The 25,230-nt window shown below is 34.6% G+C and carries 23 protein-coding genes, 1 tRNA gene, 1 rRNA gene and 2 pseudogenes; 19 read left to right on the forward strand and 8 right to left on the reverse strand.

Features of this window, described 5'->3' with window-relative positions; genetic code table 11:
* Window positions 1-202 precede the first annotated feature (202 nt).
* The 6 genes from OPR46_RS01160 to hemF form a co-directional block, all read right to left on the reverse strand.
* On the reverse strand, window positions 203-889 hold the full coding sequence (locus tag OPR46_RS01160; protein ID WP_006279818.1) for a 16S rRNA (uracil(1498)-N(3))-methyltransferase: 687 nt from the start codon (window positions 887-889) through the stop codon (window positions 203-205).
* 28 nt (window positions 890-917) lie between these two features.
* Window positions 918-989, reverse strand: a tRNA-Glu gene (locus tag OPR46_RS01165).
* A 68-nt stretch (window positions 990-1,057) separates the two neighbouring features.
* Window positions 1,058-1,420: a hypothetical protein gene (locus tag OPR46_RS01170; RefSeq protein WP_223823129.1), complete on the reverse strand. Its 363-nt coding sequence runs from the start codon at window positions 1,418-1,420 to the stop codon at window positions 1,058-1,060.
* Window positions 1,421-1,470: 50 nt separating this feature from the next.
* On the reverse strand, window positions 1,471-2,064 hold the full coding sequence (locus tag OPR46_RS01175) for a hypothetical protein (protein WP_265043547.1): 594 nt from the start codon (window positions 2,062-2,064) through the stop codon (window positions 1,471-1,473).
* A 32-nt stretch (window positions 2,065-2,096) separates the two neighbouring features.
* On the reverse strand, window positions 2,097-2,372 hold the full coding sequence (locus OPR46_RS01180; RefSeq protein ID WP_265043548.1) for a hypothetical protein: 276 nt from the start codon (window positions 2,370-2,372) through the stop codon (window positions 2,097-2,099).
* Window positions 2,373-2,453: 81 nt separating this feature from the next.
* On the reverse strand, window positions 2,454-3,278 hold the full coding sequence (hemF, locus tag OPR46_RS01185) for an oxygen-dependent coproporphyrinogen oxidase (protein ID WP_265043549.1): 825 nt from the start codon (window positions 3,276-3,278) through the stop codon (window positions 2,454-2,456).
* Window positions 3,279-3,438: 160 nt separating this feature from the next.
* Here hemF and OPR46_RS01190 point away from each other — a divergent pair, with 160 nt between their 5' ends.
* The 3 genes and pseudogenes from OPR46_RS01190 (at window position 3,439) to OPR46_RS01200 (ending at window position 7,697) form a co-directional block, all read left to right on the forward strand.
* The gene (locus OPR46_RS01190) at window positions 3,439-5,919 is read left to right on the forward strand and encodes an ATP-binding protein (RefSeq protein WP_265043551.1); all 2,481 of its coding nucleotides are present in this window, start codon (window positions 3,439-3,441) and stop codon (window positions 5,917-5,919) included.
* 89 nt (window positions 5,920-6,008) lie between these two features.
* Window positions 6,009-6,849: pseudogene (locus tag OPR46_RS01195) on the forward strand (ParA family protein).
* Window positions 6,846-7,697 carry a ParB/RepB/Spo0J family partition protein gene (locus OPR46_RS01200; RefSeq protein ID WP_265043553.1) on the forward strand — a complete coding sequence of 284 codons (852 nt, stop codon included), beginning with the start codon at window positions 6,846-6,848 and terminating at the stop codon, window positions 7,695-7,697. The pseudogene OPR46_RS01195 and the gene OPR46_RS01200 overlap by 4 nt, the downstream one beginning before the upstream one ends.
* A gap of 112 nt (window positions 7,698-7,809) precedes the next feature.
* Here the strand turns inward: OPR46_RS01200 and OPR46_RS01205 are convergent, their stop codons facing one another.
* Both OPR46_RS01205 and OPR46_RS01210 read right to left on the reverse strand, forming a co-directional pair.
* Window positions 7,810-7,986: a hypothetical protein gene (locus OPR46_RS01205; RefSeq protein WP_179943664.1), complete on the reverse strand. Its 177-nt coding sequence runs from the start codon at window positions 7,984-7,986 to the stop codon at window positions 7,810-7,812.
* A 512-nt stretch (window positions 7,987-8,498) separates the two neighbouring features.
* Complete coding sequence (locus OPR46_RS01210; protein ID WP_265043555.1) at window positions 8,499-9,113, reverse strand: hypothetical protein; 615 nt, start codon at window positions 9,111-9,113, stop codon at window positions 8,499-8,501.
* A 153-nt stretch (window positions 9,114-9,266) separates the two neighbouring features.
* Here OPR46_RS01210 and OPR46_RS01215 point away from each other — a divergent pair.
* The 16 genes and pseudogenes from OPR46_RS01215 to OPR46_RS01290 all read left to right on the forward strand — a co-directional run bounded on the left by OPR46_RS01215 (window position 9,267) and on the right by OPR46_RS01290 (window position 25,225).
* Window positions 9,267-10,771, forward strand: a 16S ribosomal RNA gene (locus OPR46_RS01215).
* A 100-nt stretch (window positions 10,772-10,871) separates the two neighbouring features.
* A complete protein-coding gene (sdhC, locus tag OPR46_RS01220) occupies window positions 10,872-11,249 on the forward strand; it encodes a succinate dehydrogenase, cytochrome b556 subunit (RefSeq protein ID WP_265043556.1) in 378 nt (125 codons plus the stop codon).
* Window positions 11,246-11,602 carry a succinate dehydrogenase, hydrophobic membrane anchor protein gene (gene sdhD, locus OPR46_RS01225; protein ID WP_010963113.1) on the forward strand — a complete coding sequence of 119 codons (357 nt, stop codon included), beginning with the start codon at window positions 11,246-11,248 and terminating at the stop codon, window positions 11,600-11,602. Before sdhC ends, sdhD begins: the two co-directional genes overlap by 4 nt.
* 84 nt (window positions 11,603-11,686) lie before the next feature.
* On the forward strand, window positions 11,687-12,925 hold the full coding sequence (locus OPR46_RS01230) for a hypothetical protein (RefSeq protein ID WP_265043557.1): 1,239 nt from the start codon (window positions 11,687-11,689) through the stop codon (window positions 12,923-12,925).
* A gap of 112 nt (window positions 12,926-13,037) precedes the next feature.
* Window positions 13,038-13,331: pseudogene (locus OPR46_RS01235) on the forward strand (sugar phosphate nucleotidyltransferase); the annotation flags it as partial.
* 35 nt (window positions 13,332-13,366) lie between these two features.
* Window positions 13,367-13,549 carry a hypothetical protein gene (locus tag OPR46_RS01240; protein ID WP_265043560.1) on the forward strand — a complete coding sequence of 61 codons (183 nt, stop codon included), beginning with the start codon at window positions 13,367-13,369 and terminating at the stop codon, window positions 13,547-13,549.
* A gap of 54 nt (window positions 13,550-13,603) precedes the next feature.
* Entirely contained in the window at window positions 13,604-14,191 is a 588-nt protein-coding gene (locus OPR46_RS01245) for a hypothetical protein (protein ID WP_265043561.1), read from the forward strand.
* Window positions 14,192-14,471: 280 nt separating this feature from the next.
* Window positions 14,472-15,701, forward strand: coding sequence for a lipoprotein-releasing ABC transporter permease subunit (locus tag OPR46_RS01250; protein WP_265043562.1), 1,230 nt, complete (start codon window positions 14,472-14,474; stop codon window positions 15,699-15,701).
* Window positions 15,694-16,425 (forward strand): hypothetical protein, encoded by a 732-nt coding sequence (locus OPR46_RS01255; protein ID WP_265043564.1) that lies wholly within the window; start codon window positions 15,694-15,696, stop codon window positions 16,423-16,425. Before OPR46_RS01250 ends, OPR46_RS01255 begins: the two co-directional genes overlap by 8 nt.
* Window positions 16,422-17,642, forward strand: coding sequence for a heme biosynthesis protein HemY (locus tag OPR46_RS01260; RefSeq protein WP_265043566.1), 1,221 nt, complete (start codon window positions 16,422-16,424; stop codon window positions 17,640-17,642). Before OPR46_RS01255 ends, OPR46_RS01260 begins: the two co-directional genes overlap by 4 nt.
* A 198-nt stretch (window positions 17,643-17,840) precedes the next feature.
* On the forward strand, window positions 17,841-18,713 hold the full coding sequence (atpG, locus tag OPR46_RS01265; RefSeq protein ID WP_010081973.1) for an ATP synthase F1 subunit gamma: 873 nt from the start codon (window positions 17,841-17,843) through the stop codon (window positions 18,711-18,713).
* A gap of 18 nt (window positions 18,714-18,731) precedes the next feature.
* Entirely contained in the window at window positions 18,732-20,066 is a 1,335-nt protein-coding gene (locus OPR46_RS01270; protein WP_010081974.1) for a TldD/PmbA family protein, read from the forward strand.
* A gap of 174 nt (window positions 20,067-20,240) precedes the next feature.
* Entirely contained in the window at window positions 20,241-20,492 is a 252-nt protein-coding gene (locus tag OPR46_RS01275) for a cold-shock protein (RefSeq protein ID WP_006279919.1), read from the forward strand.
* Between the two features lie 35 nt (window positions 20,493-20,527).
* On the forward strand, window positions 20,528-21,754 hold the full coding sequence (locus OPR46_RS01280; protein WP_265043567.1) for a DEAD/DEAH box helicase: 1,227 nt from the start codon (window positions 20,528-20,530) through the stop codon (window positions 21,752-21,754).
* A 203-nt stretch (window positions 21,755-21,957) separates the two neighbouring features.
* Window positions 21,958-24,264, forward strand: coding sequence for an AAA family ATPase (locus OPR46_RS01285; protein WP_265043569.1), 2,307 nt, complete (start codon window positions 21,958-21,960; stop codon window positions 24,262-24,264).
* 64 nt (window positions 24,265-24,328) lie between these two features.
* Window positions 24,329-25,225, forward strand: a complete 897-nt coding sequence (locus tag OPR46_RS01290) for a class I fructose-bisphosphate aldolase (RefSeq protein WP_209473361.1) — start codon at window positions 24,329-24,331, stop codon at window positions 25,223-25,225.
* Window positions 25,226-25,230 lie beyond the last annotated feature (5 nt).

Here is a 25,230-nt window from a genome sequence, read left to right on the forward strand (position 1 = left end):
TACTCAGAGTATCAATAACTCAGGCAAAATGCAAGATTCATTTGTTTACTTTAGAAAAAATATAATACGAGATTTAATATTATCTTAGAATATGTTTTTTATTAGCTACTCTTTAACAACAGACTGCTTCGTAGAGAGTCTACAGAGTTTTTGTGCGCGCAACACTGAACCAGATTTCTTTATCTTAGCCATATTTAAAAATCTAGCTACACCAATTGGTGAAAGTGAGTGCAGCAACTACAGCAGTATCGACCCTTAAAATTCTTTTTCCTAGACTCAATTTTTGACAAAACTTATCGGCAAGATCAAGTTCATAAGATGAAAAACCACCTTCAGGGCCAACAATAATAGCAACATTTTTTTTGCCTTTCAGCACTTTGTCAGCTTTACCTGTTTCATCACACAAAACAAAATTTTTACTCTGGGAATCAGGTAACTCACAAAAGTTAATAGGAGGCAAAATCTCTGGTATACTTATCCTACCTGATTGTTCCGCTGCTTCGATTGCTTGTAATTTTGCTCTACTTAGGTTAATATTTTTTACCACTGTACGTTCCGTTGAAATAAATTGAATGCAGATTACTCCCATTTCAGTTGCCTGTCTTACTATGTTGTTCAAAGCAGCACTTTTTACCATGGCACAATACAGGTATAAATTTTCCTCATATTGCTGTTGTTTAGTGCATTCTTTGGGTGTAACTTCTGTCAATTTACGCGATATATTAACTACTTCTCCTAACCATTCTCCATCTTTTCCATTAAAAAGAGAGAGATTATCATACTTCTTAAGCCGCATTACATTGCAAATATAGTGACTTTGTTGTGGATTAAGTGCTAAACTCACGCCTTGTGATAAAGCTTCTTCAACATAGAGCCTAATTTTTCCCATTCAAAACTTTAATTATATTCTACTTGAGTGACTCTTACGGGATTTGAACCCGTGTTACCACCGTGAAAGGGTGGTGTCCTAACCACTAGACGAAAGAGTCAACTTGAATCTAACTAGGTTATATCGATTACATATATAAAGTCAATTCAATTATTTTGAATCACATAGTTAGAGGGATATATCAGTAATCTTATATCGACAGCCTCCTATTACTCCATGCTCAATACTCACTGAACCTATCTCAGATTTAGGAGCTAATTCTAATTGTTGTTCAACTTTTGTATCGGAATCATAGCCAGAATCGTAGCCAGAATCTCTACGCTCATATTTCTGCCTTATTTCTTCTACACTAAAGCCAGCCTTGGTCTTAATTTTTTGATCATTAGTCTGTTGCTGACTTATCGACTTATTAGCACTTAGCTCATTTAGCTTCACTTGCCAATCATTCACTTTATCTTGCACTAACCCATGGCAAGTTCCAGAATTAGCTTTTATGTCTTTTGCTTTTCTTTCTGCTCTTTTCTTGGACAAATCTACCCTAGCATAAATAGGTTCTGACGACTGTTCTGGCTCTTTCTGTTTTAGGCTAGTAGGCTTTTTTGTTCTGAAAGATCATCTATAGTGCAATAAATAGGTTCTTCTGATATACTCAAATAACCACTGTCTTCCAATGATAAATTTTCAGTGGATTTTTTATGTGAATCATATATTTCAGCATAAATAGATTCTTCTGATACACTCAAATAACCATTCTCCCCTAATGAGTTACTAACCTTAGCATCATACACCTCAGCGTAAATTGGCTCTTTTGAAGGCAAAGCATCATAATTAGTGCTCTTTGGCTTATACTCAAAAGTTCTAGAAGGTTTTTGAGGTGGTATTACATTGTTGTTCACCTCAGCGTACATAGTCATTGGCTCATATTCAGAGGTTCTAGGAGGTTTTTGTTGTATAGCTTCAACATTCAAATCATCTGTAGAATAATACTCTGCGCCTTTTCCTAGTAAAAAGGAAACTGTGGGGTGAAGAATTATCTCTGCTGGTAAGTTTTTCTCACTATCCAATTTTAGATTTTTTGATTCTGCTAAACTCTCAAGAACACGAATTATAGTCTTTCTTATAATAGTCCGAATGCGATAAGATATGTGTTTATGGCTATAGCAGGCCAGTAGCATATTACGGTCTGTTCGGATTATTGTAAAAAGAGCTATATAACATTCTTTCCATTCTCATCTATTGAGTGGATATCAGCTCCACGATTAATCAGCAATTCCATTATTTTGTGATCTGTAGCATGTCCTAAAGCCTGATTTAAAGCTTGATTATTATTTATATCAAATGATCCTGTATTCTTGAGAGACATAGTCTTTGAAAAGAATTTTCTAAAACTATTTAATGCATCATAGAGAATTAGAGTCAGTTTAACACCTTTTATGTCATTGTTTTTGACAGATTTAATTAAAAAATTATCTATTATGCCCATGATTATACCCCCTATATAAAAGCTCACTACCATGGTACAATTTTAAACTATGATGATTTATTTTCTACTAACAGCAGCTCTCTATAACCACTTAACAAGTGGTGGCATTGACATCATAATTGCATCTGGATTGCCGTCAGTCATTAAACCAAACCTTGTGCCACGATCGTATAACAGATTGAATTCTACATATCTGCCACGTTTTATTAATTGATTTTCTCGTTGTTCTTTTGTCCAAGATTTTTGCATATGTTTACGTATGACGTGCGAATAAATTTCCAAAAAGGCTTCACCTACTGCTTTTGTGAACTCAAAATCATTTTCCCAATTACCAGAACTCAGATTATCATAGAAAATACCACCAATACCACGTGGCTCTTTTCTGTGTTGTAAGAAAAAATAATTGTCACATTGCTCTTTAAATTTTGGATAATATCCGGTGTCAAATCTATCACATGTCATTTTGATTGATTCATGAATATACTTGCAATCTTCTTCATTTCTATGTATTGGCGTAAAATCCATTCCTCCACCAAACCATTGTTTTGAAGTATATATCAGCCTTGTGTTCATATGCGCTGCAGGGATAAGGGGCGATTGCATATGAGACACTAAAGATATACCGCTTGCCCAGAACTCTCCGTTACTTTCACTTGCACCAGGAATTTCATTAATGGCTGAATCTGCAAATTTTCCGTGTACTTTTGAAACGTTTACTCCAACTTTTTCAAAAACATTACCAAAAATAATTGTAGATTCACCACCTCCACCACCTGGGCGATCCCACTTTCTCTTTTCGATCTTTGGCTCTGCGGATGATTGTTTTTCAATTAATAAGAAAGATTCTATGATCTTATCTCTTAGTGCACAGAACCATTTAAATGCTTGTGTTTTTTGTTTTTTCATAATATCCTCTTGCTAGCTTATTAACATTGTTATATCTGATATTTAAGGAACTTAATTAGATTTGGATGATAATTATCTATCAAAGACGTTAATAAATCTATAATAATTAAATCAATATAATAGAACATTTTCGTATGTACAACAATGCCAAGTAACAATAATGAATAAAAGATACATAGATAACAAAAAAGAGAACAGGGTTGACTTTATACTAAGAAATTATGGAATGTCAATTGTTGTGATGGCAGTTATTATGCTCTTACCTCCAGTAGCAATATCGATACTCTACTTTTTTGATATATATAGTCAGCATATTAATATAGAGATTAATTTATTAGTTAGCATTCTAACAACTCTCTTTATGATATATAATGTAAAACGCTACAGATACCTACTTAACACTATAGAATTTCAAAATGCAATATTTGCAAATGCACTAAATCATAATACAGAATTTTGCCTTATTTTACATAAAGATGAAGGTATTATTTATGCTGATGCAAGGTTCTACGAAAGGTTTAAAGATCATATAGATGATGACATTACGTTAGGCAAGATTCTTGAAATAGGAGATGTTTCAGAAGCAGACAAAAAAGTACTCTATCATGCACTAAAAAATAACTCTTCTGTACAGGTATACATTTCCTTAAACAAGAAGAATAGAGTATCTAACTTTCTTTTGCTCTTTGAGCCGATACCAGATAATCCCCAAATTGCTATAAATAGTAATAAGATTTTAAATTTATCATTAGTGCCAATAGCAAGGCCAGATGGGTATTTTGTATTAAAAGCAACACAGATAAACAAGGAGCAGATATATGAAGAGTTAATAGAAAAACACAGCATAGGAACTTACATTGCAAATGCCAAAGGGGTGATTTTATCTGTAAATAAAAGATTTTTAGACATATTTGAACTGAAAAAACTGGAAAAAGGTAGCTCAATCAGTGATTTTATATCTCAATCTAAATATAACAATACAACAACCGATAATGAAATTTTGTTTTTTACTATAAGTGGTATTCCATTCAAGGCTTATATGAGCACTGCTATATTTTGTGATAAATACAACCATAGCTATATATATGGCTTTATAACACCAACCGAATCAAATATTGTTGATTATCAATTACACCCTTGTTTTGCAAATTCATCAATTGCTATTGCACAATGTGACATAAACGGCAACTTTGTAAAGAAAAATACGGCACTAATAAAGCTTGCAGGGTCAGATAATAATTCAATCTTTACGTTGATATTGGATAGTTATCATGTGAAAATACGTGAATATTTTTCGAGTAATAGAATAAATAATGCGTCTTTTGATGTACAGCTCAACGGCGGTAATAACATAAAAATATATTTCAATAAGTTTCTTCATAATAAAATGATCTTCATACTTTGTTATTTTATTGACAATACTGAACACAAAAACCTAGAGATAAAGCTTGAGCATTATCAAAAGATGCAAGCTATAGGGCAGTTAGCAGGTGGTATTGCGCATGATTTCAACAATATATTGACTGGGATAATAGGATTTTGCGATTTGCTTTTACTCCAACACTCAGCTGGTGACCCATCTTTTGGAGATATAATACAGATACAGCAAAATGCAAAGCGTGGATCAAATTTAGTAAGACAATTGCTTGCTTTCTCAAGAAGACAGACCTTGCAGCCAAAAATTATTGATGTAAATAATACTATAGCTAATCTTTATGAAATGATAAAAAGATTAATAGGTGAAAATATAAAATTTAATATTTATTATGGTAGAGACTTGGGTGCTGTTAGGGCTGATCAAGGGCAATTAGAGCAAGTTATACTTAACTTAGCAGTCAATGCTAGTGCTGCTATGGAAAAGGGCGGAGAATTAACTATACGAACCTTTAATCAAAAGATTGACTCATTAAATTCTACACCTCAGGATATGTTTTCTCCAGACAAGGAAGCGATTGAACATGGAAATTATGTTGTGATTGAAGTAATTGATACTGGATGTGGAATGACGAGTGATACAACTGAAAAGATCTTTGATCCATTTTTTTCTACCAAAGATATTACCTCTGGTACAGGTCTTGGCCTCTCTACTGTATATGGCATTATTAAACAAACTGAAGGATACATCTATGTTGCTAGCAAAGTAAATCATGGAACTAAATTTAGCATATTTTTGCCCATGGTTTACATATCAGATGAAAATGATAGAGAGGAAGATAGTGAAGAAACAGAAAAACCGGTAGTAAGTGAAATTAAAGGTAATGGTATAATTTTATTAATCGAAGATGAAGATTCAGTAAGGGAATTCATCTCTAAAGCACTCAAAAGAAAAGGATTTGATGTAATAGAAGCAAGCATAGGCAGCGAGGTGCTAGAAATAATCAGTAAAAAAAGTCAACAGATAGATCTTATAATCACTGATGTAATCATGCCAGAGGTGAGCGGCCCAGAAATAGTTAAAGAAGCATTGATCCATAGGCCAAATATCAACGTTATTTTTATTTCTGGGTATGCAGAAGATGCTTTTTTAAAGAGTGATGACATCAATATAGAAGATTTTCACTTTTTGCCAAAACCATTCACTCTGAATGAATTAGGAAACAAGGTTCAAAGTGTGTTACACAAAGCAAAAAAGACAGTCTAATTTTAGTGTGGTTAACAACAAAAAATTTTCTAATGCAAAAGTTTCTTGCATATATACAATAGAATTATTTTATACATAAGATAAAAGGCGTGAGCAAGATTATTGCAATAGTAAATCAAAAGGGTGGAGTTGGAAAACCACAACTAGTATAAATTTATCGACAGCCTTTGCTGCTGTGGGAAAAAGCACTTTATTGGTAGATCTTGATCCTCAAGGAAATGCTAGCACCGGGCTCGGGATTTCTTATCGTAGTAGGGAAGAAAAAATATATACAAAATACTACTAAGCAGCGAAAATAAATTGATAGAATCGGCAATTTTCAATATAAAGGAAATTCCAAATTTATCACTAATTTCGTCAGTAGTTGATTTATCAGCTGCAGAAATTGAATTATCGCAACTTGAGCGAGGAAAATTTGTGCTAAAAAGCGCATTAGAGAAGATACGCGATAATTATGAGTATATAATCATCGATTGCCCTCCATCACTTGGGCTTCTAACCATAAATGCTTTGACTGCTGCTAATTCTATTATTGTCCCTCTTCAGTGTGAATTTTTTGCTTTGGAGGGATTAAGCCATTTAGTTAAAACTGTAGAGCTGATAAAAAGAAATAACCTAAACCCTTTTTTGGCAATAGAAGGGATAGTGTTAACAATGTATGACAGGCGCAACAAACTCAGTGAACAGATTAAAAACGATATTTGCCAGTATTTAAATGATAAAGTATACAAAACTATCATCCCATTGTATGAGACTGTTATTCCACGTAACGTACGGTTATCAGAAGCGCCTTCTCATGGAAAACCCGCTATTGTGTATGATCTTAAGTGTCCTGGTGCACAAGCATATATAAGTTTGGCAAGGGAAATTTTAAAAAAGCACGCGAGCAGTTGTAAGGAGAAGAAACTAGTAAGCGAGGGCGTAGTATGAAGGATGATAGACGCCTCGGCAGAGGTCTTGCCGGCCTCATAGGCGATAATTATGATAATAAAGAAGATCGACAAGAGCATTTGCCTATTTCATTACTGCACCCAAGCAAATTTCAACCGAGGAAACATTTTGACGAGGAGTCATTAAGAGAACTTGCAAATTCGATAAAGAAAAGTGGCATTATACAGCCTATCGTGGTACGCAAAGATTCAAATGATGATGGTTATGAAATAATAGCTGGAGAACGTCGTTGGCGAGCAAGCAAGATTGCAAATCTTGATAGTGCACCGGTTATCATAAAAGATCTGAGCGACAAGGAATGCTTGGAAGTATCCATTATTGAAAACATACAAAGGCAAGATATTAATCCAATAGAGGAAGGTGAAGCTTACAGAAAACTGATAGATGAGTTTTTCTATACACATGAGGAATTAGCTTCAGCTATAGGCAAAAGCCGCAGCCACATAACCAATATGATTCGGATGTTGTTGCTCCCTGATAGGGTGAAAACAATGATCAATGAGAAAAAATTGTCTATGGGTCATGCAAGAGCGTTGATTAATGTTGAAAATGCGGAAAGTATTACAGAAAAAATAGTTTCTCAGGGCTTAAGCGTTAGACAAACTGAAAAACTGATAAAGGACCTACATCAAAACAACAGTCAAAAAGAGCAGAGATATACTAGAAATCAAGATATGACAGTAATAGAAGGCGCTATATCTTCTCAACTTGGTTTAAAGATCAAAATTAATGACAACAATTCTAAGGGTAAAGTTATGATACGGTATGATAATCCAAATGAATTGGATTTGATATTGAAAATTTTGAATAGGAAACTTGAGACATAGCTAGTAGTTGGCTAGCAAAGCAACAAACCAATATCAACTGTTGGTGTCATGAAAGTAGCTGACACTGGAATCCAGGAATTTTATTAAGTTGGTAAGCATAAAAGTATAACTTCTACGTCATACCGCCGCGGTATCCGCTAACAAGCAGCGGGGTGACGATTGTCAGGGTAGCTGTCATCCCAGTGCCCTGACTACTTGGATCCAGGAAAAAGAATGGTGTCATCCCAGTGCGTGATACCCTAGTAGAAATCGTTTTTGTAATTGCAACATTCGTGCAATCTTTAGCCATAAATATTTAAAAAATTTACCAAATGAAAAAAAAGGCAAAAGAAGCCCTGGGGTTATTATCCGCTTTAAAATATTGGCGTTTTTTATGTTTTAAACGCTTGACAAGCAAGATTAAGCTGCTTTTAATTGCAACTAACTTACGCTGCAAATGTTTAAGAAGTTTACTAAGCAGAAAAAAAGACAAAGAATCCCCGAGTTAGCTAGTCTTTTACTATCTCTGTCGAGTATTGGCATTTTTTGATGTCTTGTAACGCTTTATAAGCGCGTTCAGCTTATTTAGATAAAAATCTAGATGTAGATGAAGTTTTGTAAAGACATACAGTATCTATATACTGCAAAAAATTAAACATAAGACGCCGATACATTAAGTAATCCTTACCTTTTAATCTGCAGATTGGCGAAAGCAAATACAATAGCTTCACTTTCATGATAAGGGCGCTGGCGAAGGGTGTCAAGTAAGTTTTTTCGTTTCATCCGATGCGCTGCCAAAAGCTATGCAAAAAGTCCAATGAGTTAACTCCCATATATCCTGAGTAATTCTTGTGCATTAGCTTTGATTAGGATAGGGCATTTTCTATCATTTAATAGGGAACGCAATATTTCAGTTGCACCCTTAACGTCGTTATTGTGTATCTTTACTACAGCAATAGCTTCTTGGCTTGAATAAGGATACACTGTGCTTGATTCTAAATTATCAATTTTATCTTTATTTATTTTTTCACCGTTGGAGTGAAGTAAGCTCATTACTTCTAAATATTGTGCTAACTCACGCAAAACATTAGGAGCATCTTTATCATCTGCCAAATCACTATAAATAGATGCTGTGTCTGTTGGCATTGAATCTGAGATATGATTGAATGCGCGTTCAAAATTTGCTAAATACTCCCAATTTGAATCTATTTCTTCTAGCAGCGGCTTATTATCTTTTTTTAAGAATAATACTTCGTAAAACTTGTCACCTGCAGTTATAGATTGTTTTGTGTTATCAATGTTGCGCAATAAGTATAATGTGATGCCAACTAACATTGGCGCGAGTGCAAGCAGAAAGATGTATTTTTTCATGGTAATATTCCAAATAGTTATATATTTATACATTAATGCTTTTGATTTGCAAAAACATATTGACATAGTGATTATATCACATAATAATATTCTCAAAGTTGTTTGAATAGTTGGAGATTAAAATATTTCTAAAGTAGAAATAAAGACAGCAGTATTAAGCTAAATTATTTTTTGTCGGATTTATCCGATGTACCCTCAACCTTTTATAGGTTGAAGTCTAAATTTGAGAGTTTGATCCTGGCTCAGAATGAACGCTGGCGGCAGGCCTAACACATGCAAGTCGAACGGAGTTGTATTGTAGCTTGCTATAGTATAACTTAGTGGCAGACGGGTGAGTAATGTATAGGAATCTACCTAGTAGTACGGAATAATTGTTGGAAACGGCAACTAATACCGTATACGCCCTACGGGGGAAAAATTTATTGCTATTAGATGAGCCTATATTAGATTAGCTAGTTGGTGGAGTAATAGCCTACCAAGGCAATGATCTATAGCTGATCTGAGAGGATGATCAGCCACACTGGAACTGAGATACGGTCCAGACTCCTACGGGAGGCAGCAGTGGGGAATATTGGACAATGGGCGAAAGCCTGATCCAGCCATGCCGCATGAGTGAAGAAGGCCTTTGGGTTGTAAAGCTCTTTTAGTGAGGAAGATAATGACGGTACTCACAGAAGAAGTCCTGGCTAACTCCGTGCCAGCAGCCGCGGTAATACGGAGAGGGCTAGCGTTATTCGGAATTATTGGGCGTAAAGGGCGCGTAGGCGGATTAGTAAGTTAAAAGTGAAATCCCAAGGCTCAACCTTGGAATTGCTTTTAAAACTGCTAATCTAGAGATTGAAAGAGGATAGAGGAATTCCTAGTGTAGAGGTGAAATTCGTAAATATTAGGAGGAACACCAGTGGCGAAGGCGTCTATCTGGTTCAAATCTGACGCTGAGGCGCGAAGGCGTGGGGAGCAAACAGGATTAGATACCCTGGTAGTCCACGCTGTAAACGATGAATGTTAAATATGGGAAGTTTTACTTTCTGTATTACAGCTAACGCGTTAAACATTCCGCCTGGGGACTACGGTCGCAAGATTAAAACTCAAAGGAATTGACGGGGAACCGCACAAGCGGTGGAGCATGTGGTTTAATTCGATGCAACGCGAAAAACCTTACCACTCCTTGACATGGAAATTATACCTATTCGAAGGGATAGGGTCGGTTCGGCCGGGTTTCACACAGGTGTTGCATGGCTGTCGTCAGCTCGTGTCGTGAGATGTTGGGTTAAGTCCCGCAACGAGCGCAACCCTCATCCTTAGTTACCATCAGGTAATGCTGGGGACTTTAAGGAAACTGCCAGTGATAAACTGGAGGAAGGTGGGGATGATGTCAAGTCATCATGGCCCTTATGGAGTGGGCTACACACGTGCTACAATGGTGGCTACAATGGGCTGCAAAGTCGCGAGGCTAAGCCAATCCCTTAAAAGCCATCTCAGTTCGGATTGTACTCTGCAACTCGAGTGCATGAAGTTGGAATCGCTAGTAATCGTGGATCAGCACGCCACGGTGAATACGTTCTCGGGTCTTGTACACACTGCCCGTCACGCCATGGGAATTGGTTTCACTCGAAGCTAACGACCTAACCGCAAGGAGGGAGTTATTTAAAGTGGGATCGGTGACTGGGGTGAAGTCGTAACAAGGTAGCAGTAGGGGAATCTGCAGCTGGATTACCTCCTTAGGCTTTGCACATAACTTACCATTTTTGATGATGGTGTTGTTATGTGCTATACTGCTGTCTTTACTTCTACTTTATTTTAATTTCCCGATAACGGAATTTTATGAGTGATAGACCTCTTTCTCCACATTTACAAATGTATAAAGTACAAGTTACTAGTTTTTTCTCTATTATGCATAGATTGACTGGTATCTTGCTATTCCTTTTATTAATGATACTTTCTTGGTATTTCATATTACATGTTTACTTTCCTGAGTTACTTATAGTAAGGTACTTAAATGCATTATTATTCACTCCTGTTGCTAAATTAGCTTATGTCTTATGTTTTATAAGTTTTGTATATCATTTTCTTAATGGTATTCGTCATTTATTGTGGGATGCTGGGCTTAATTTAGAAATTACTGGCGTTTCAAGGAGTGCTATATTGCTGACAGTAACGCTACTTCTTTCTACTATGGCTTTTTTATTTATGTTTATATGAGTCAATCTGGAAATTCAGTACATCATTGGTGGGTTCAGCGTGTTTCTGCGGTAATTTTACTGTTCCTGTTTCCTTGGTTTATCTATTCATTTTCTTGTACATTTTATACTGATAGCTCTTTGTCTTTTAGTGAAAAATTTATTAATCACCCTTTAGAGCTTTTATTTTTTGTTGTATTGTTGTTTTGCATTTTTTGGCACGCAGTTCTTGGAATGCAGGTAGTATGCGAAGATTATATACACAGCGTACCTTTGAGGATTTTTACAATTACATGCATAAAGTACTTATCAAGCATTACTTATATAACCCTCGCTTTTACAATCTTTATCTTCTACAGGCATATTTTCTTGTAAAATCACCGGTGCTGTGTTAATATATTATTAGTGCACTAGTTTTATTATTGAACTATAGCATTGTAGCGATTTTGGTTTGACAATATGTTTGAAGCATTAAAAAAGGGAGCAATAGATCTTACACTTAAAGCAAAAGGTCTGCTTACTTCACCTGAATCTCAAGTTTACGTCGAAGACCTTAGAAAGGTAATGATGTATGATGGAAGGAAATGCCAGTATCCAAAAAATTATGATCAAATTGTACAGTCTGCTAAAATCATAGAAAACAGTGATATGCATGGAAATGCTATACTAGATAAAGATAAAAATCCAACCTATAAACTTTTGTATGGTCAAAAAGATGAGAATGGAGAACAACCAAGTTTCAGATTATCTTTAGTTACCAAAGATAAAGATAATGATAGATCTTATTTTACTATCAATTATATAGACAATCAGGGTAAGCAAATTCCGATAAATGAGTTGCATAAGTCATATTTTGAGCCATTAGGCTTTTCGAGAATGGATTTGAAAAAACACGTGCCAATTTTTGAAGCTGAAAAAACTAAGGATCCTCAATATCCATTTGAATTAACTAATTCTTCTGTGCTAACTAAAGAGGTAAAAAATAAAGAAGGTAAAGTTCAGGAAGTTGTTGATGAAAAAGGAAGAAATGGAGAATTATTATACACTAGTGATTACAAGAAGCTAAGCACCCATTTTTCAGAAATTAGAGATCAGAATGGTAATCTAGAGCTAGATAAAAGTCTTATATCTGTTCCTATCGTTTTTGTTACAAGTTTAGCTAAAGTTTGTACTAAATTGTTGACTTCTCTTCCTATAAAGTTAGGGGAGCATTTAATAAGCGAACAAAACCCAATTGCAAAGTCTTTTGGTTATCTTTTATTTACTCCTGCAATGGCAGTAAAAAATTTAATGGATATGGGAGCTACCATACTTAAGGCTCCAATTTTATTGTTTGTAGCAAATGAGAAAAAATATGGTGATGCTTACTACACCATGTGGAAACACCAACTGAAAGGATGTTTGGAAGAAGCAAAAAGTGACTTTAATGTTATTAAAGGTGAAGAAAGGCTAAAGCCGGATCATGGGAATCGTGATTCACTAGTGGGCACATGGGATGAGCTTAACGCTAGAAGGCCAAAGAAACAAGGGGATGATAAAGAAGTTAGCAAGGGTAATGAAATACTAAAGAGTCCTGAGGAAGAACAAAATAAGGGTAATGAAATATTAAGTGATAAAAGAAAAGGTCATGTTGAGGAATTACAAAATAGAAGAAATTCACAGCAAGGGCAAGGCGCTACACATGATCACTCTCATTAGCAATTACTTTAAATCAACATTTACTTTCTTTATTAACTATTCCACAACAAAAACTTGCATGTATTTTGCCCTCAGTATAAGATATTAATTAAATAATTAATATCTTGACTAAATGCGCCCTGTAATATTGTGTGGTGGTAGTGGTAGCAGACTTTGGCCTTTATCTAAGCCAAAGCAATTTCAGAAAATATTTAGTCAGAACACTATGTTTCACAACACTTTGTTGAGGCTAAAAAGCGATTATATGCCGCCCATAATTGCTACAAATATACAGTACGAGTCATTAGTAATGGAGGAATTGCATGCACTGCAAGAATATAAAGTGATTTTCGAACCAGTGAAAATTGGAACAGCAGCGGCAATATTAATTGCTGCACTTCTCTGCAATGAAAACGAGACAATGTTATAGCTCTTTTTACAATAATCCGAACAGACCGTAATATGCTACTGGCCTGCTATAGCCATAAACACATATCTTATCGCATTCGGACTATTATAAGAAAGGCTATAGAAGTTAATTATAATGATTCAGGCCATGGAAATTCATTAGATGAAAAGCCTGGATACAAAGAGATATCAAATTATCAAGAGAAGAAGAGTAAAATTTTAACAGAAAATTCATAAAGTTCAAAATCGCCTAGAGAAGAGCTAATTTATGTAACAGTTCCTAAAGAACATATGGAAGCAAAAAGAGAACTTAAACAAAAACAACAATCTAAACCTCCAATATTGCCAAAACCATCAATAGCACCCCCATTGCCAAAAAAAATGTTTACTGCTGGTCAAGAAGTTAGACAAAAACCAAAAGTAGTAGGAACTGTTCCTAAATCAACTAAAGATAAACCTGAATTACCACTAAAACTTAAAAAGTTAGGTCATACTGATCAAAAATCAAGCACAAAGCTAGAAATGGTAGTATCTTCTATGGAAAAAGAAATTAATTATAATATCGATATTAAAGTACAAGAGATAAGAAAAAAATTCAAACAAAATCAAGCAAAAGAAAGTCCTAATGCGCAAACTATTGAAAGCAGGACCCCTCCTGTTGCACAAGTGAATATAGATGTGGAGAAAAAAACTAGCCCATCACCAAAAGTTGCTTCCCAATCTCGCTTATTTCCAATGAGGGATGAAATATCTCAGATGAATCCCTTATCAGCAAAATCTGATCCGAGACCTCATGTTAGCAAAAATGCTCTTCTCACAGATGTAAATGTAAAGCAACTAGTTGTACAATTTGAAAATTATGGAAGGAAAGAATTATAACTTATTGAATAAACCCAATAATATTCTTGATTTTTTCTATGTTATAAAAGCACAAGCTCTCCACTTGAAATAGTTGAATTTCAGATAGGAGAGCATTTATCTGATAATGATATAGTGAGGTTGGAGGATGTATATGGAAGATTTTGAAATTCTAATGTTAAAGATACTCTATAAGTCTGCTAAATTTAAGGAAGCAAAAATCTCTAGTTTTTAAATAAAGAAAAGTCTACAATTATACGAAGTTTCAAAAATATAATGTCTAACCTCAAAATATTTTGTAATGTCCATTGCCTTTGAAATTACTATGGCTGCTTGCTATTTGCGAGCAAGAAATGCCAGATTTTGCTCTATAATGACTTTGTTCTCTATTATCGGCATTGCCCTTGGAGTTGCAACACTAATAGTGGTGATGTCTGTGATGAACGGATTCAGAGCAAAGTTGCTTGACTCAATACTTGGCATTGATGGCCATATTAACGTTTATTTTGATAGGAACATAAATTCAGATTACTACGCAGTTTCAAAATCTATTGAGAGAATTCCTGGTATATTAAAAGCTACTCCTATGACCAATGATCAAGTTATTATTTTAGCAAATGGTAAAATTGCAGGTAGCGTAGTGCGAGGTGTGTCAACTAAAGATTTGCTTGATAGTACTGCCGTTACAAATAATGTAATTATAGGTGATGTAAAAAAATTTGATGAAGGGATAATAATAGGAGCACGCTTAGCAGAAGTTTTGAACATTGACTATGGCGACGAAATTACGTTTATATCATCTGAAGAATTTGATGCATTACTTGGTGAAATGCCGCGAATGAAAAAATATAAAGTTATAGCAATATTTGATATGGGTATGTTTGAGTATGATAATACCTTGATATATATGCCTCTAAAATCAGCACAAGCCTTTTTTAATTATAAAAATAGCATAAAAAATATAGAAGTACTTGTAGACGACGTTACTAGAGCTGATAAGCTGGCAGATACTATAGAAAAAGAAATAGGAATGGAAGCTGAAAGTTGGCAATCACAGCAAAGCCATTATTTTAGTGCTTTAAAAACTGAAAGAAATGTGATGTTTTTAATTCTCACTTTGACTATAGTTGTAGCAGCGTTTAATATTATCTCAAATTTAATGATGATAGTGCAAGAAAAGAAATCCGCGATTGCAATTATGCGTACATTTGGTGCAACAAGTGGAAGCATTATGCGTATATTTTGCGCTTGTGGTCTATTAATCGGTTTTACGGGAACTTGTCTTGGCTGTATTATAGGTGTCGTTTTTTCTCTCAATATCGAAAGCATTAGAGTGTTTTTAGAAAACATTACTAACGTCAAGCTGTTTGATCCTATGATATACTTTTTTTCAAGTTTGCCAGTGATATTAGTACCCCAAGACGTAGTAAATATTTCTGCACTTGCGTTACTCTTATCATTTTTAGCGACGATTGCTCCTGCGTTGCAGGCAGCTGCACAAGATCCTGCAGAGATACTACGTTATGAATGATACTCAGCAAAAGTACATAGGTTGGTTCTTAATTGTATTGTTATTTACCAGTTACATCACAATAAATAACATAATCTTTTTAAAAATGAATCAACAAGAAAGCGATGATAGTATAAAAGTTTTGACGGAAAACATAGATGAATTGAAAATGTTGCTTGAAGTTAATCAATCTAGAATGGAAAAAAGGATATTTGACTTAAAGAGAAGTCAGCATGCTCAGTGTGAGCAAGGTGATAATAATTCAAGATGTAAGAACCTTGCAAAATTGCTGTTACTTGTGATTAAAATGAAGAATTCGTTATTGCGAGAAGCAAAATTTGATAACCATATAAATTCAATAAAGCCTTTGATATCAGAGCTTGACGATCCAGAGATAGAAAATGCAGTAGATGAATTAGAAAATTTGAAAGAGATAAATACCTTACACGAATTGAAGTTATCTTTTGAAAAAACTATTGATACTATCTATTACAACAAAAGTACATTGTCTAAAAAAATCATTTCAAACTGGGTAAAGGTAGACGACCGAAATGACCCATTAAGAGTAAAATTTGCGGAAGTTGAGGAGTCAATAAACGATAATGATTGGCAGAGCATAGCTACTACAATAGGCGATTTAACATACCCAGAATTCAAGCCATGGCTTAATAAACTGAATGGTTTTATTGTAGCTTCTAAGAATATTTCAACAATATATCATCACTTATTACAATATATCTCATGATTTATTTTATAATTTTCGCTTTTTCGTTTTTATTTGGTATATGGGTCAAGGTAAGTGGTGAAGTAATAAAATTGGAATTAGGCAATTACACTATAAGTATTGATCTATATTTCATTATTTTTAATTGTGTAGTTTTATTATTTTTATTAATTACACTTGTACGCTTTTTTTCCTCCATTTCATCAACATTTGCCAACATAAGAAATAGAAGAAGGGATAGGGAAGAATTGCTTCTCTTTGAAGCTTTCTTTAGCATAGACTTAGACAATATAGAGAATGCCCAAAAGCTAGTTAAAAGTCTTAGTGAGGAGAGCGATAGGTTATCTTTAATAAAGCTCTTTAACTCAGGTAAGACGGGAAATTACAGCTTTTTCAGTAACGGTTTAACAAATATTGCAAATAAAAATCGTAACTTAGCTCTACTTCTAGCCAATAAGCTGATTGTCCACCTCAAACAAGAAAAAGTAGTCTTTCAAAAATTTATAGAATATTGCTCTAGTTCAATTAACGATAAAATGCTATCTATTCCCTTTCAAATAGAGCATTGCATATTGAAAGAAGATTGGATTAATGCAATTTTGAGGTTGAAGGAAGCAGTTAAGTCCAATATTTTTCTCCCCTTTGATCATAAAGAAATGTTTGCAGTGTTTTATTGCGCTTTAGCAAAGCAATATGAAAGTAAAGGAAATTTTAAGGAGGCTATAAAGTCTTTATTTAGAGCACAACGTTATAGTGCAATTTTTCAGCCCATCAATTATTTAAAGGCAGAATTATATATTAAACTTGGAAAAATCAGAAAAGTTTCTGCAGTGCTAGAGGCAGAGTATACAGTAAATCCTACTCCTCAGTCAGCTAAAATGTACATCAATTTAAATAGTAAAGGTGCTGAAAGACTATACAACTTACGCCCTGATTATTATTTTAGTTACTGTTTACTTGCTTTGTCCTCAATGAGTTTAGGTAAATATGATCTTGCAAGTCAATATTTAGACACTGCTATGAAAAAAGCTAATTACATGTCAATCTACTTTATTGTAATACAACTCAAGGTTACATTGCAAGAACACGACAAGGTAATTTATTGGCTAAACAAGATGGGCTCAGAAGCTTTGCCTGATCCAGGCTGGAAATGTAAAAATTGTAACAGGGAACTAGAACAATGGGATCATAAGTGTTCAAGTTGTAATAGTTTTAATTGTGTTTATTATATATTATAAAATTCCACAAAGTGTAGAAATTACCATTAGGCTACTTTCACATTGATATTGCTGAAGTTAGAGCACTTTCTTAATATAATCCTTGTCTCCAAACAATAAACCTGCAAGTTTCTTAGCTAGACTTGGTTTTAATGTCAAAAAAACTTGCTTTTAGACACTAACAGTTATATATTTTAATAAATCAGGGTTGTATACAAAATGAAGAGCTTAAAGGAATTATCCTTAAGAATTAAGAATATTAGGTCTGTACAGAAAACCACGAAAATAATGCAAATGGTTTCTGCAGCAAAGTTGTTACAAAGCCAAAAGAAGTTATTAAATTCAAAATTATATGTATCTAAGCTGCATAACATTATTTTTTCATTAATGCTATCAGTTGATCAAGAATTACTGGCAAAAATTCTAAATGTCAGTAACGACGGTTCTTACCTAGTATTCATTATTGCGTCTGATCGTGGCTTGTGCGGCAACTTTAACTCTTCTATTGTCAAATTTAGTCAAGAGCGTGTAAATAAGTCAATCGCAAATGGCAAAAAAGTAGATATTGTATTTCTTGGTAAAAAAGCTTTTGATGTGGGTAAAAATAGATTTGACTCTAAAAGTATCTTAAAAATTGAAAATAGTAAGGGAATCACGTTAAAGCACGTAGAAGCTTTGGTTGATGGTATAGATTTAAGTAAATACGATAAAGTTAAAGTTTTTTATAGTAAATTCTATAATACCTTCACGCAAAAACCAATGTTGGAAACAATAAAACCATGGAGTAAAGACTCATCCTTGATTGATAGCTCTCTGGCTGGTCCAACAACAGATTACGGCTATGAGTACGAACCACAAAATATTGAATTTATTTTAAAATCTTTAGTTCAAGATTACGTTGTAATTGCTCTTTACTCTGCTTTACTTGAAAGTGCAACGAGTGAGAATAGTGCTAGAATGGTTGCTATGGAATCAGCAAACAGAAACACTAAAGAGATACTGAACAAATTAGCATTGCTTTATAATCGTTCTCGTCAAGCAGCGATTACGACTGATTTAATTGAAGTTATAGGTGGTGCAGAATCTTTATAGAAATCTAAGGAATAGAAAATGAATATATTAAATATTGCAGCAGATATTACTAAACTAATAAAAAAGCAAAATCAAGATGCGGAAGTTACAATATATGAAACTAATAAGACTTCAGTTTCTCAGCGTCTATCAAAAATTGAGCAAATATCACAATCTAAAAATTGCACTGTAGGAATCAGAGCTATAGCAGGTAAAAACAAAGCTGCGTATATTTCTACAAACGATTTGAATAATCTGAGTGATACAGTAAGCCAAGTGGTAGAAATGGCAAAGAATGCGCCAGAAGATCCTTGCATTAATTTTGCTGTAAATGGTAGTAATTATATCTCTTCTGCAGATTTAAGTATCTCAGATAATAATGTTGTAACCGTTGATAACCTAAAAGAAATTGCTGAAGCTGCAGAAAATTCAGCCCTTGCACATAAGAGTATCACTAATTCTGAAGGAGCCTCTTCTTCATACGCTTTAGTGAATACAGTATTATCGACTGTTTCTGGTTTTATTGGCTCGTTTAGTAAATCAACCTTTGCTAATCAGGTCTCTGTTGTTGCTGGAAGAGAAAGTGAAATGAAGGTCGGTTACGATTATGATATAGCATGTAATTTTAGTGATTTAAAGTTGCCAGAGTTAATGGGAAAAGAAGCAGCAAAAAGAGCAGTTGATCAATTGAATTCACGTACAATGAAAACTGGTAAATTTCCAGTTATTTTTGAAAAAAGAGCAGCAAAAGGGCTAGTAAAAAGTTTTGCTTCTGCTATAAATGGGAGCAGTATTATAAGCAACAGTTCTTTCTTGAGGGGTAGTTTAAACGCTCAGATTTTCAACGATAGAATTAATATTATCGATGATCCATTGTTGCCAAGAGGCATAGCATCGAGACCATTTGATGGAGAAGGGATAACTAGCAAGAAAAATATATTTGTAAAAAACGGAATATTACAAAATTGGATTTTAGACTTATACTCGGCTAGAAAATTAGACTCAGAAACAACCGGAAGTGCAACTCGTGCAAGTAATGCTGCAGTTATTCCTGCAGCTAGTAACCTCTACATTGAGAATGGTGATGTATCGTTTGAAGAATTAATTCAGGAAGTGAAAGAGGGAATATATGTAACTGATTTATTTGGTTTTGGTGTCAATTTAATCAATGGCGATTACAGCCAAGGCGCTTCCGGATTTTTTATAGAAAATGGAAAAATAACGTATCCAATACATGAGATTACCATTGCTAGCAATTTGAAGGATATGTTTAGCAATTTAGTCGTTGCAGATGATCTAACTTTTTGTGGGCAATTTAATTCACCAACGATTAAAGTTAGCGAAATGACGGTTGCAGGTTCGCTTAACGATTAAAAAATTTATTTGCATCAAGTACAACAATTGTATATTATTGTCATGTAATGTTAAGAATAGACTATGGAGTATAAAGGTTTAGTTTCAATAGCTAAGCTTAAAGCATTCTCAATCGTAATTTCAAAGTTTTTCATCACATTAGTAATGTTAGTTAATAATTTAGGAGTTGTTTAAATGGAATTTGGTAATGTAAAATGGTTTAATGCCGAAAAAGGCTATGGTTTCATCAAGCCAGAAGGTAAAGGGGGTGACGTTTTTGTACATATTAGCACATTGGAACGTTCGGGAATAAGACCTGAGGCACTTAAAGGAGAGAATAAAGAGAAGGGAATAAAAGGAGAAAGGGTGAGTTATGAGGTTAAAGAGGAGCGCGGTAGAAACGGAGAAGATAAAAAATCTGCAATAAATTTAAGATTGGAAGATTAATCTATTATGAAGTCTTTTAACAGGATTAACGTATTGTGAATAATTTTCATGAGATGGGTCTCCCAGCTTCGCTTAGACAAGCTCTAGATAAAAATAATCTTTTCGTCCCAACTCCGATTCAAATACAAGCGATTCCCTTAGCGCTACAAGGTAAAGATATTCTCGGATCTGCTCAAACGGGGACTGGAAAAACTTTAGCATTTGCTATTCCGTTGGTTGCTAAGTTGCTGAATGAGCCTAACACTGGTTCAGCTTTAGTCATCGTGCCAACCAGAGAGCTTGCGCATCAGGTAACAAATGAGATAAGAAAACTCTTATCTCAAAATTCTGCACTAAGGGTCGCTTTGTTGATTGGTGGTGAGCCTATTTTTAGGCAGCTAAATCAGCTTCAGAAAAAACCACAAATTGTAATAGGTACTCCTGGTCGTATTATAGACCATATTGAGCGTAAAACTTTGATTACTCGCAATGTTAGCGTTCTTGTGCTTGATGAAACGGATCGTATGTTTGATATGGGCTTTGGAGTTCAGATTGAAGAAATTATGAAGCATTTGCCTAAAATAAGGCAAACTCTTATGTTTTCTGCAACTCTTCCTGGAGATATAGTAAAACTTGCTGAGAAGTACCTTAATCGACCAGAACGTATTTCTGTTGATTGTGAGGCTACAACTTCTGTAAAAATTAAGCAAGAAATTGTTTATGCATCAGAATCAGAAAAATATGAAAAGCTTGTTACACAACTATGTCAGCGCGAAGGATCAATCATTATCTTTGTCAAAACAAAGCGAGGAGCGGATCAGCTAGCTAACAGATTGCACAAAGATGACTATAGCGCTTTAGCAATTCATGGTGATTTAAGGCAGCACAAGCGCGAAAGGGTCATTAATTCTTTTCGTCTTGGCCGTAATCAAATCATGGTTGCAACAGATGTTGCTTCTCGCGGCCTTGATATTCCCCACATTCAACATGTTATCAATTATGATGCACCACAATCGCAAGCTGACTATATTCATCGTATAGGTAGAACTGCACGCGCTGGAGCTGAAGGGTATGCGCTATCTTTTGTTACACCTCAAGATAAGAGAAGACTGCCTGCACTGGCAGACAAAGAAGGAGAGCTAAATTTTGATTGTAGTGTGCAATTTAAAAAACGTAACAGCAAAAAGGTCTTTAAAAGGCCAAGTACGTTAAAGACTAAATACGGTAGAAAAAAGATCAATGCATTTAAGAAGAAAAGCAGAGTACTAGAAAAAGCGTATTAAATAGGATTTACCTACAATTTGATAAGCGTAAAACTCGTCATTCCGCTACTCATTAGCGGAATCTATGCTGAGATATTGCGGTGCTATGACGTAGATCCAGAGTGGGATTCAAATTGGCTACAGCGAACTGCTGGATTTCAATTTTTTTAATAATTGTGTGCTATTCATTATATATGAGTTCCCACTTTTAAAGAGAATAGGAGATGATTTCCAAAAACTTAGAGGCAAGTTTGAATAGAGCACTATTCATTGCTTCTAATTTTAATCTTAAATATGCGAAAGTAGAACATTTATTGCTGGCGTTAACTAAAGACGTGGATGTAAATTACGTTTTATCAATATGTAATATCAGAGCCGATAAAATCATCAGTATGGATAACATTCTATCAAGATGCAATATTAAGGCTAATGATTATAATAATAATATAAAAGGGTTTTTACAAAGCAGTTCTGAATTGATTATCAGTGGAGTTAAACCTAGCTCAATGTTTCAATGCATAATACACAGAGCAATAATACGGGCTCATAGCTTGAGGAAAAAAGAAATAAATGGAGCAAGTGTTCTAGTAGAAATTTTGTCTGGGCAAGATTTATACGTTGAAGATCTATTGCAGAAACAAAGTGCGAAAGATTCCAATTTGATTTACCACATATCTAACATGAAATACTCTAACGATATAGATGAATACACCACTAATCATAAAGTAAAACTTGATAAAAATAATGATGCTCCTACTACAGTAAATAAAGGTGAGCTACTAAAAGATGAGGAAATTCTACAAAGTTATTGTAAAAATTTAAATGACTATGCAAGAAGCAAAAAAATAGATTATGTTATTGGTCGTGATTATGAATTAAATCGCACTATAGAAATATTATTGAGGCGTAGAAAAAACAACCCTTTATATGTTGGAGATCCAGGTGTTGGCAAAACCACAATAGTTGAGGGTTTGGTACTCAAAATCATTGAAAACAGTGTTCCAAGTGCGCTCAGGTCCAGTATAATTTATGCTTTGGATTTAGGGTCACTCCTTGCAGGGACACGCTATAGAGGTGATTTTGAAGAGAGAATAAAATCTATAATAAAAGCGATTGAGGCAAAACCAGGTGCTATCCTTTTTATTGACGAAATACACACTATCATTGGAGCAGGTTCTACAAGTGGTAGCTTTCTTGATGCAGGTAACCTACTCAAACCTGCGCTTGCAAGAGGTACACTGCGTTGTATAGGTGCAACTACATATAGAGAATACAGCAATAGTTTTGAAAAAGATAAAGCATTAGCGAGGAGGTTTCAAAAAATTAATGTTAAGGAATCTTCTGTTAACGAAACGATAAAGATACTAGATGGTATAAAGCACTACTATGAAGGGTATCATGGAGTATATTATACAAAGAATGCCATTAGGTCTGCGGCTGAACTTTCGCATAAGTATATTACTGGGCGAATATTACCTGATAAAGCGGTTGATGTTATTGATGAGGCAGGGGCATATTGTAAATTGCTAAGAAACAGGGGTAAAATTGTAAATAGTAGAGATATTAAGAATACCATTACTAGAATTACAAATGTGCCTTGCGGATCTGAATCTGATGATTTGCAGAAAGTAAAGTCTTTAAAAGCTAATCTAGAGAAGGTGATTTTTGGCCAAGAGCAGGCAATAGAATCTCTTGTTAATTCTATTAAAATTGCTAAATCTGGGTTGAGAAATTACAATAAGCCTTTAGCAAATTATCTTTTTGCAGGGCCAACCGGTGTTGGTAAAACCGAGCTAGCAAAACAATTAGCAGAAAGCATGGGCATGAATCTTATACGCTTTGATATGTCCGAATATATTGAGTCTCATACGATATCAAGGATGATTGGTTCTCCTCCTGGATATGTAGGTTATGATCAGGGTGGATTACTCACAGAGTCTGTATCTAATAATCAATATAGTGTTGTGCTGCTTGATGAAATTGAAAAGGCTCATAGCGATATCTATAATATATTGCTACAAATTATGGATTATGGTTGCGTTACAGACACTTACGGACGTAAAGTTAACTTTTCCAATATAATCTTAATTATGACAACTAATGCAGGAGCAGCTGAACGCAGCAAAAGTTTTGTTGGCTTTGGGCATAAAAAATTTAACACTGGTGATAGTGAAAAAGCGATAGAACAGGTTTTTAGCCCTGAATTTCGTAATCGTCTTGATGCGATTATTTCTTTTTCTGACTTAAATGCGGATATAATTCTGCATATTGTAGATAAATTTATTCAGGAACTGAAAAAGCAGCTGACGCAAAAAGGCATAAACTGCTTGGTAGAAGATGAAGTGAAATCTTATCTTGCACAAACAGGTTATAGTAAGGAAATGGGAGCACGTCCGATAGAGAGACTTATTGAAAAGGAGATAAAAAGTTACTTAGCGGAAGAAATACTGAATCGTAAATTAATAAAAGGAAAGAAATTAAGAATCTATATGAATAAAGTAGAAAATAAAATTGCTTTTGATATAGTTTAAAATCCTTGTATTGAACTTCATCTTTGTTACAATCTATAACTTAACTTCAATTTGAATTATAGTGATAAGTGATAAAGTAAAACAAGTCCTAAGCTACTACGAAAGTGAAAACCCTGGGGTAAAAGCAAATCTTACTCGTATTCTCATGCATGGAAAGCTTGGCGGCACTGGCAAGTTAGTGATTCTGCCAGTAGATCAAGGATTTGAGCATGGTCCAATTAAAAGTTTTGAAGTTAACCCTGATGCTTATGACCCACATTATCATTTTCAGCTTGCGGTTGATTCGGGAGTAAGTGCATATGCTGCTCCACTTGGTATGATTGAAGCTGGTGCTGCAACTTATGCTGGAATGCTCCCACTTATTTTGAAACTTAATAGTTCCAACTCTTTACATTCAAAGGATCTAACCTCTGATCAGGCAATAACCTCTTCTGTGAAAGATGCGCTGCGTTTGGGCTGCTTAGCTGTCGGATTTACTATATATCCTGGTTCTGCTAAGTGTTTCGATATGATGGAGGAAGCCCGTGGAATCATAGCTGAAGCCAAATCTTACGGGCTTGCAGTAGTGCTATGGTCTTATCCACGCGGTGAAGGGATTTCCAAAGAAGGTGAAACAGCAGTTGATGTTATTGCCTATGCTGCACACATAGCAGCTTTGCTTGGCGCTAATATAATAAAAGTAAAACTTCCAACTAAATATTTGGAAAGGGAGAAAATAGAAACAGAAAATATTGAATCATTATCTAAAAGAATTGAATATGTTAAAAGGTCTTGTTTTGCAGGGAAAAGAATAGTAGTTTTTTCTGGTGGTGAATCGAAGGAAGTAGATAACATATACAATGAAGCGAAAGAAATTAAGCAGGGTGGCGGTAATGGTTCAATCATTGGACGTAACACTTTTCAACGCAAAAGGGAGGAGGCTTTATCTATGCTAAAAGATATAATGGATATCTACACATAAAAAAC

The sequence above is a fragment of the Wolbachia endosymbiont (group A) of Scambus nigricans genome, assembly GCF_947251485.1.
GTDB classification, from domain to species: Bacteria; Pseudomonadota; Alphaproteobacteria; order Rickettsiales; family Anaplasmataceae; genus Wolbachia; species Wolbachia pipientis.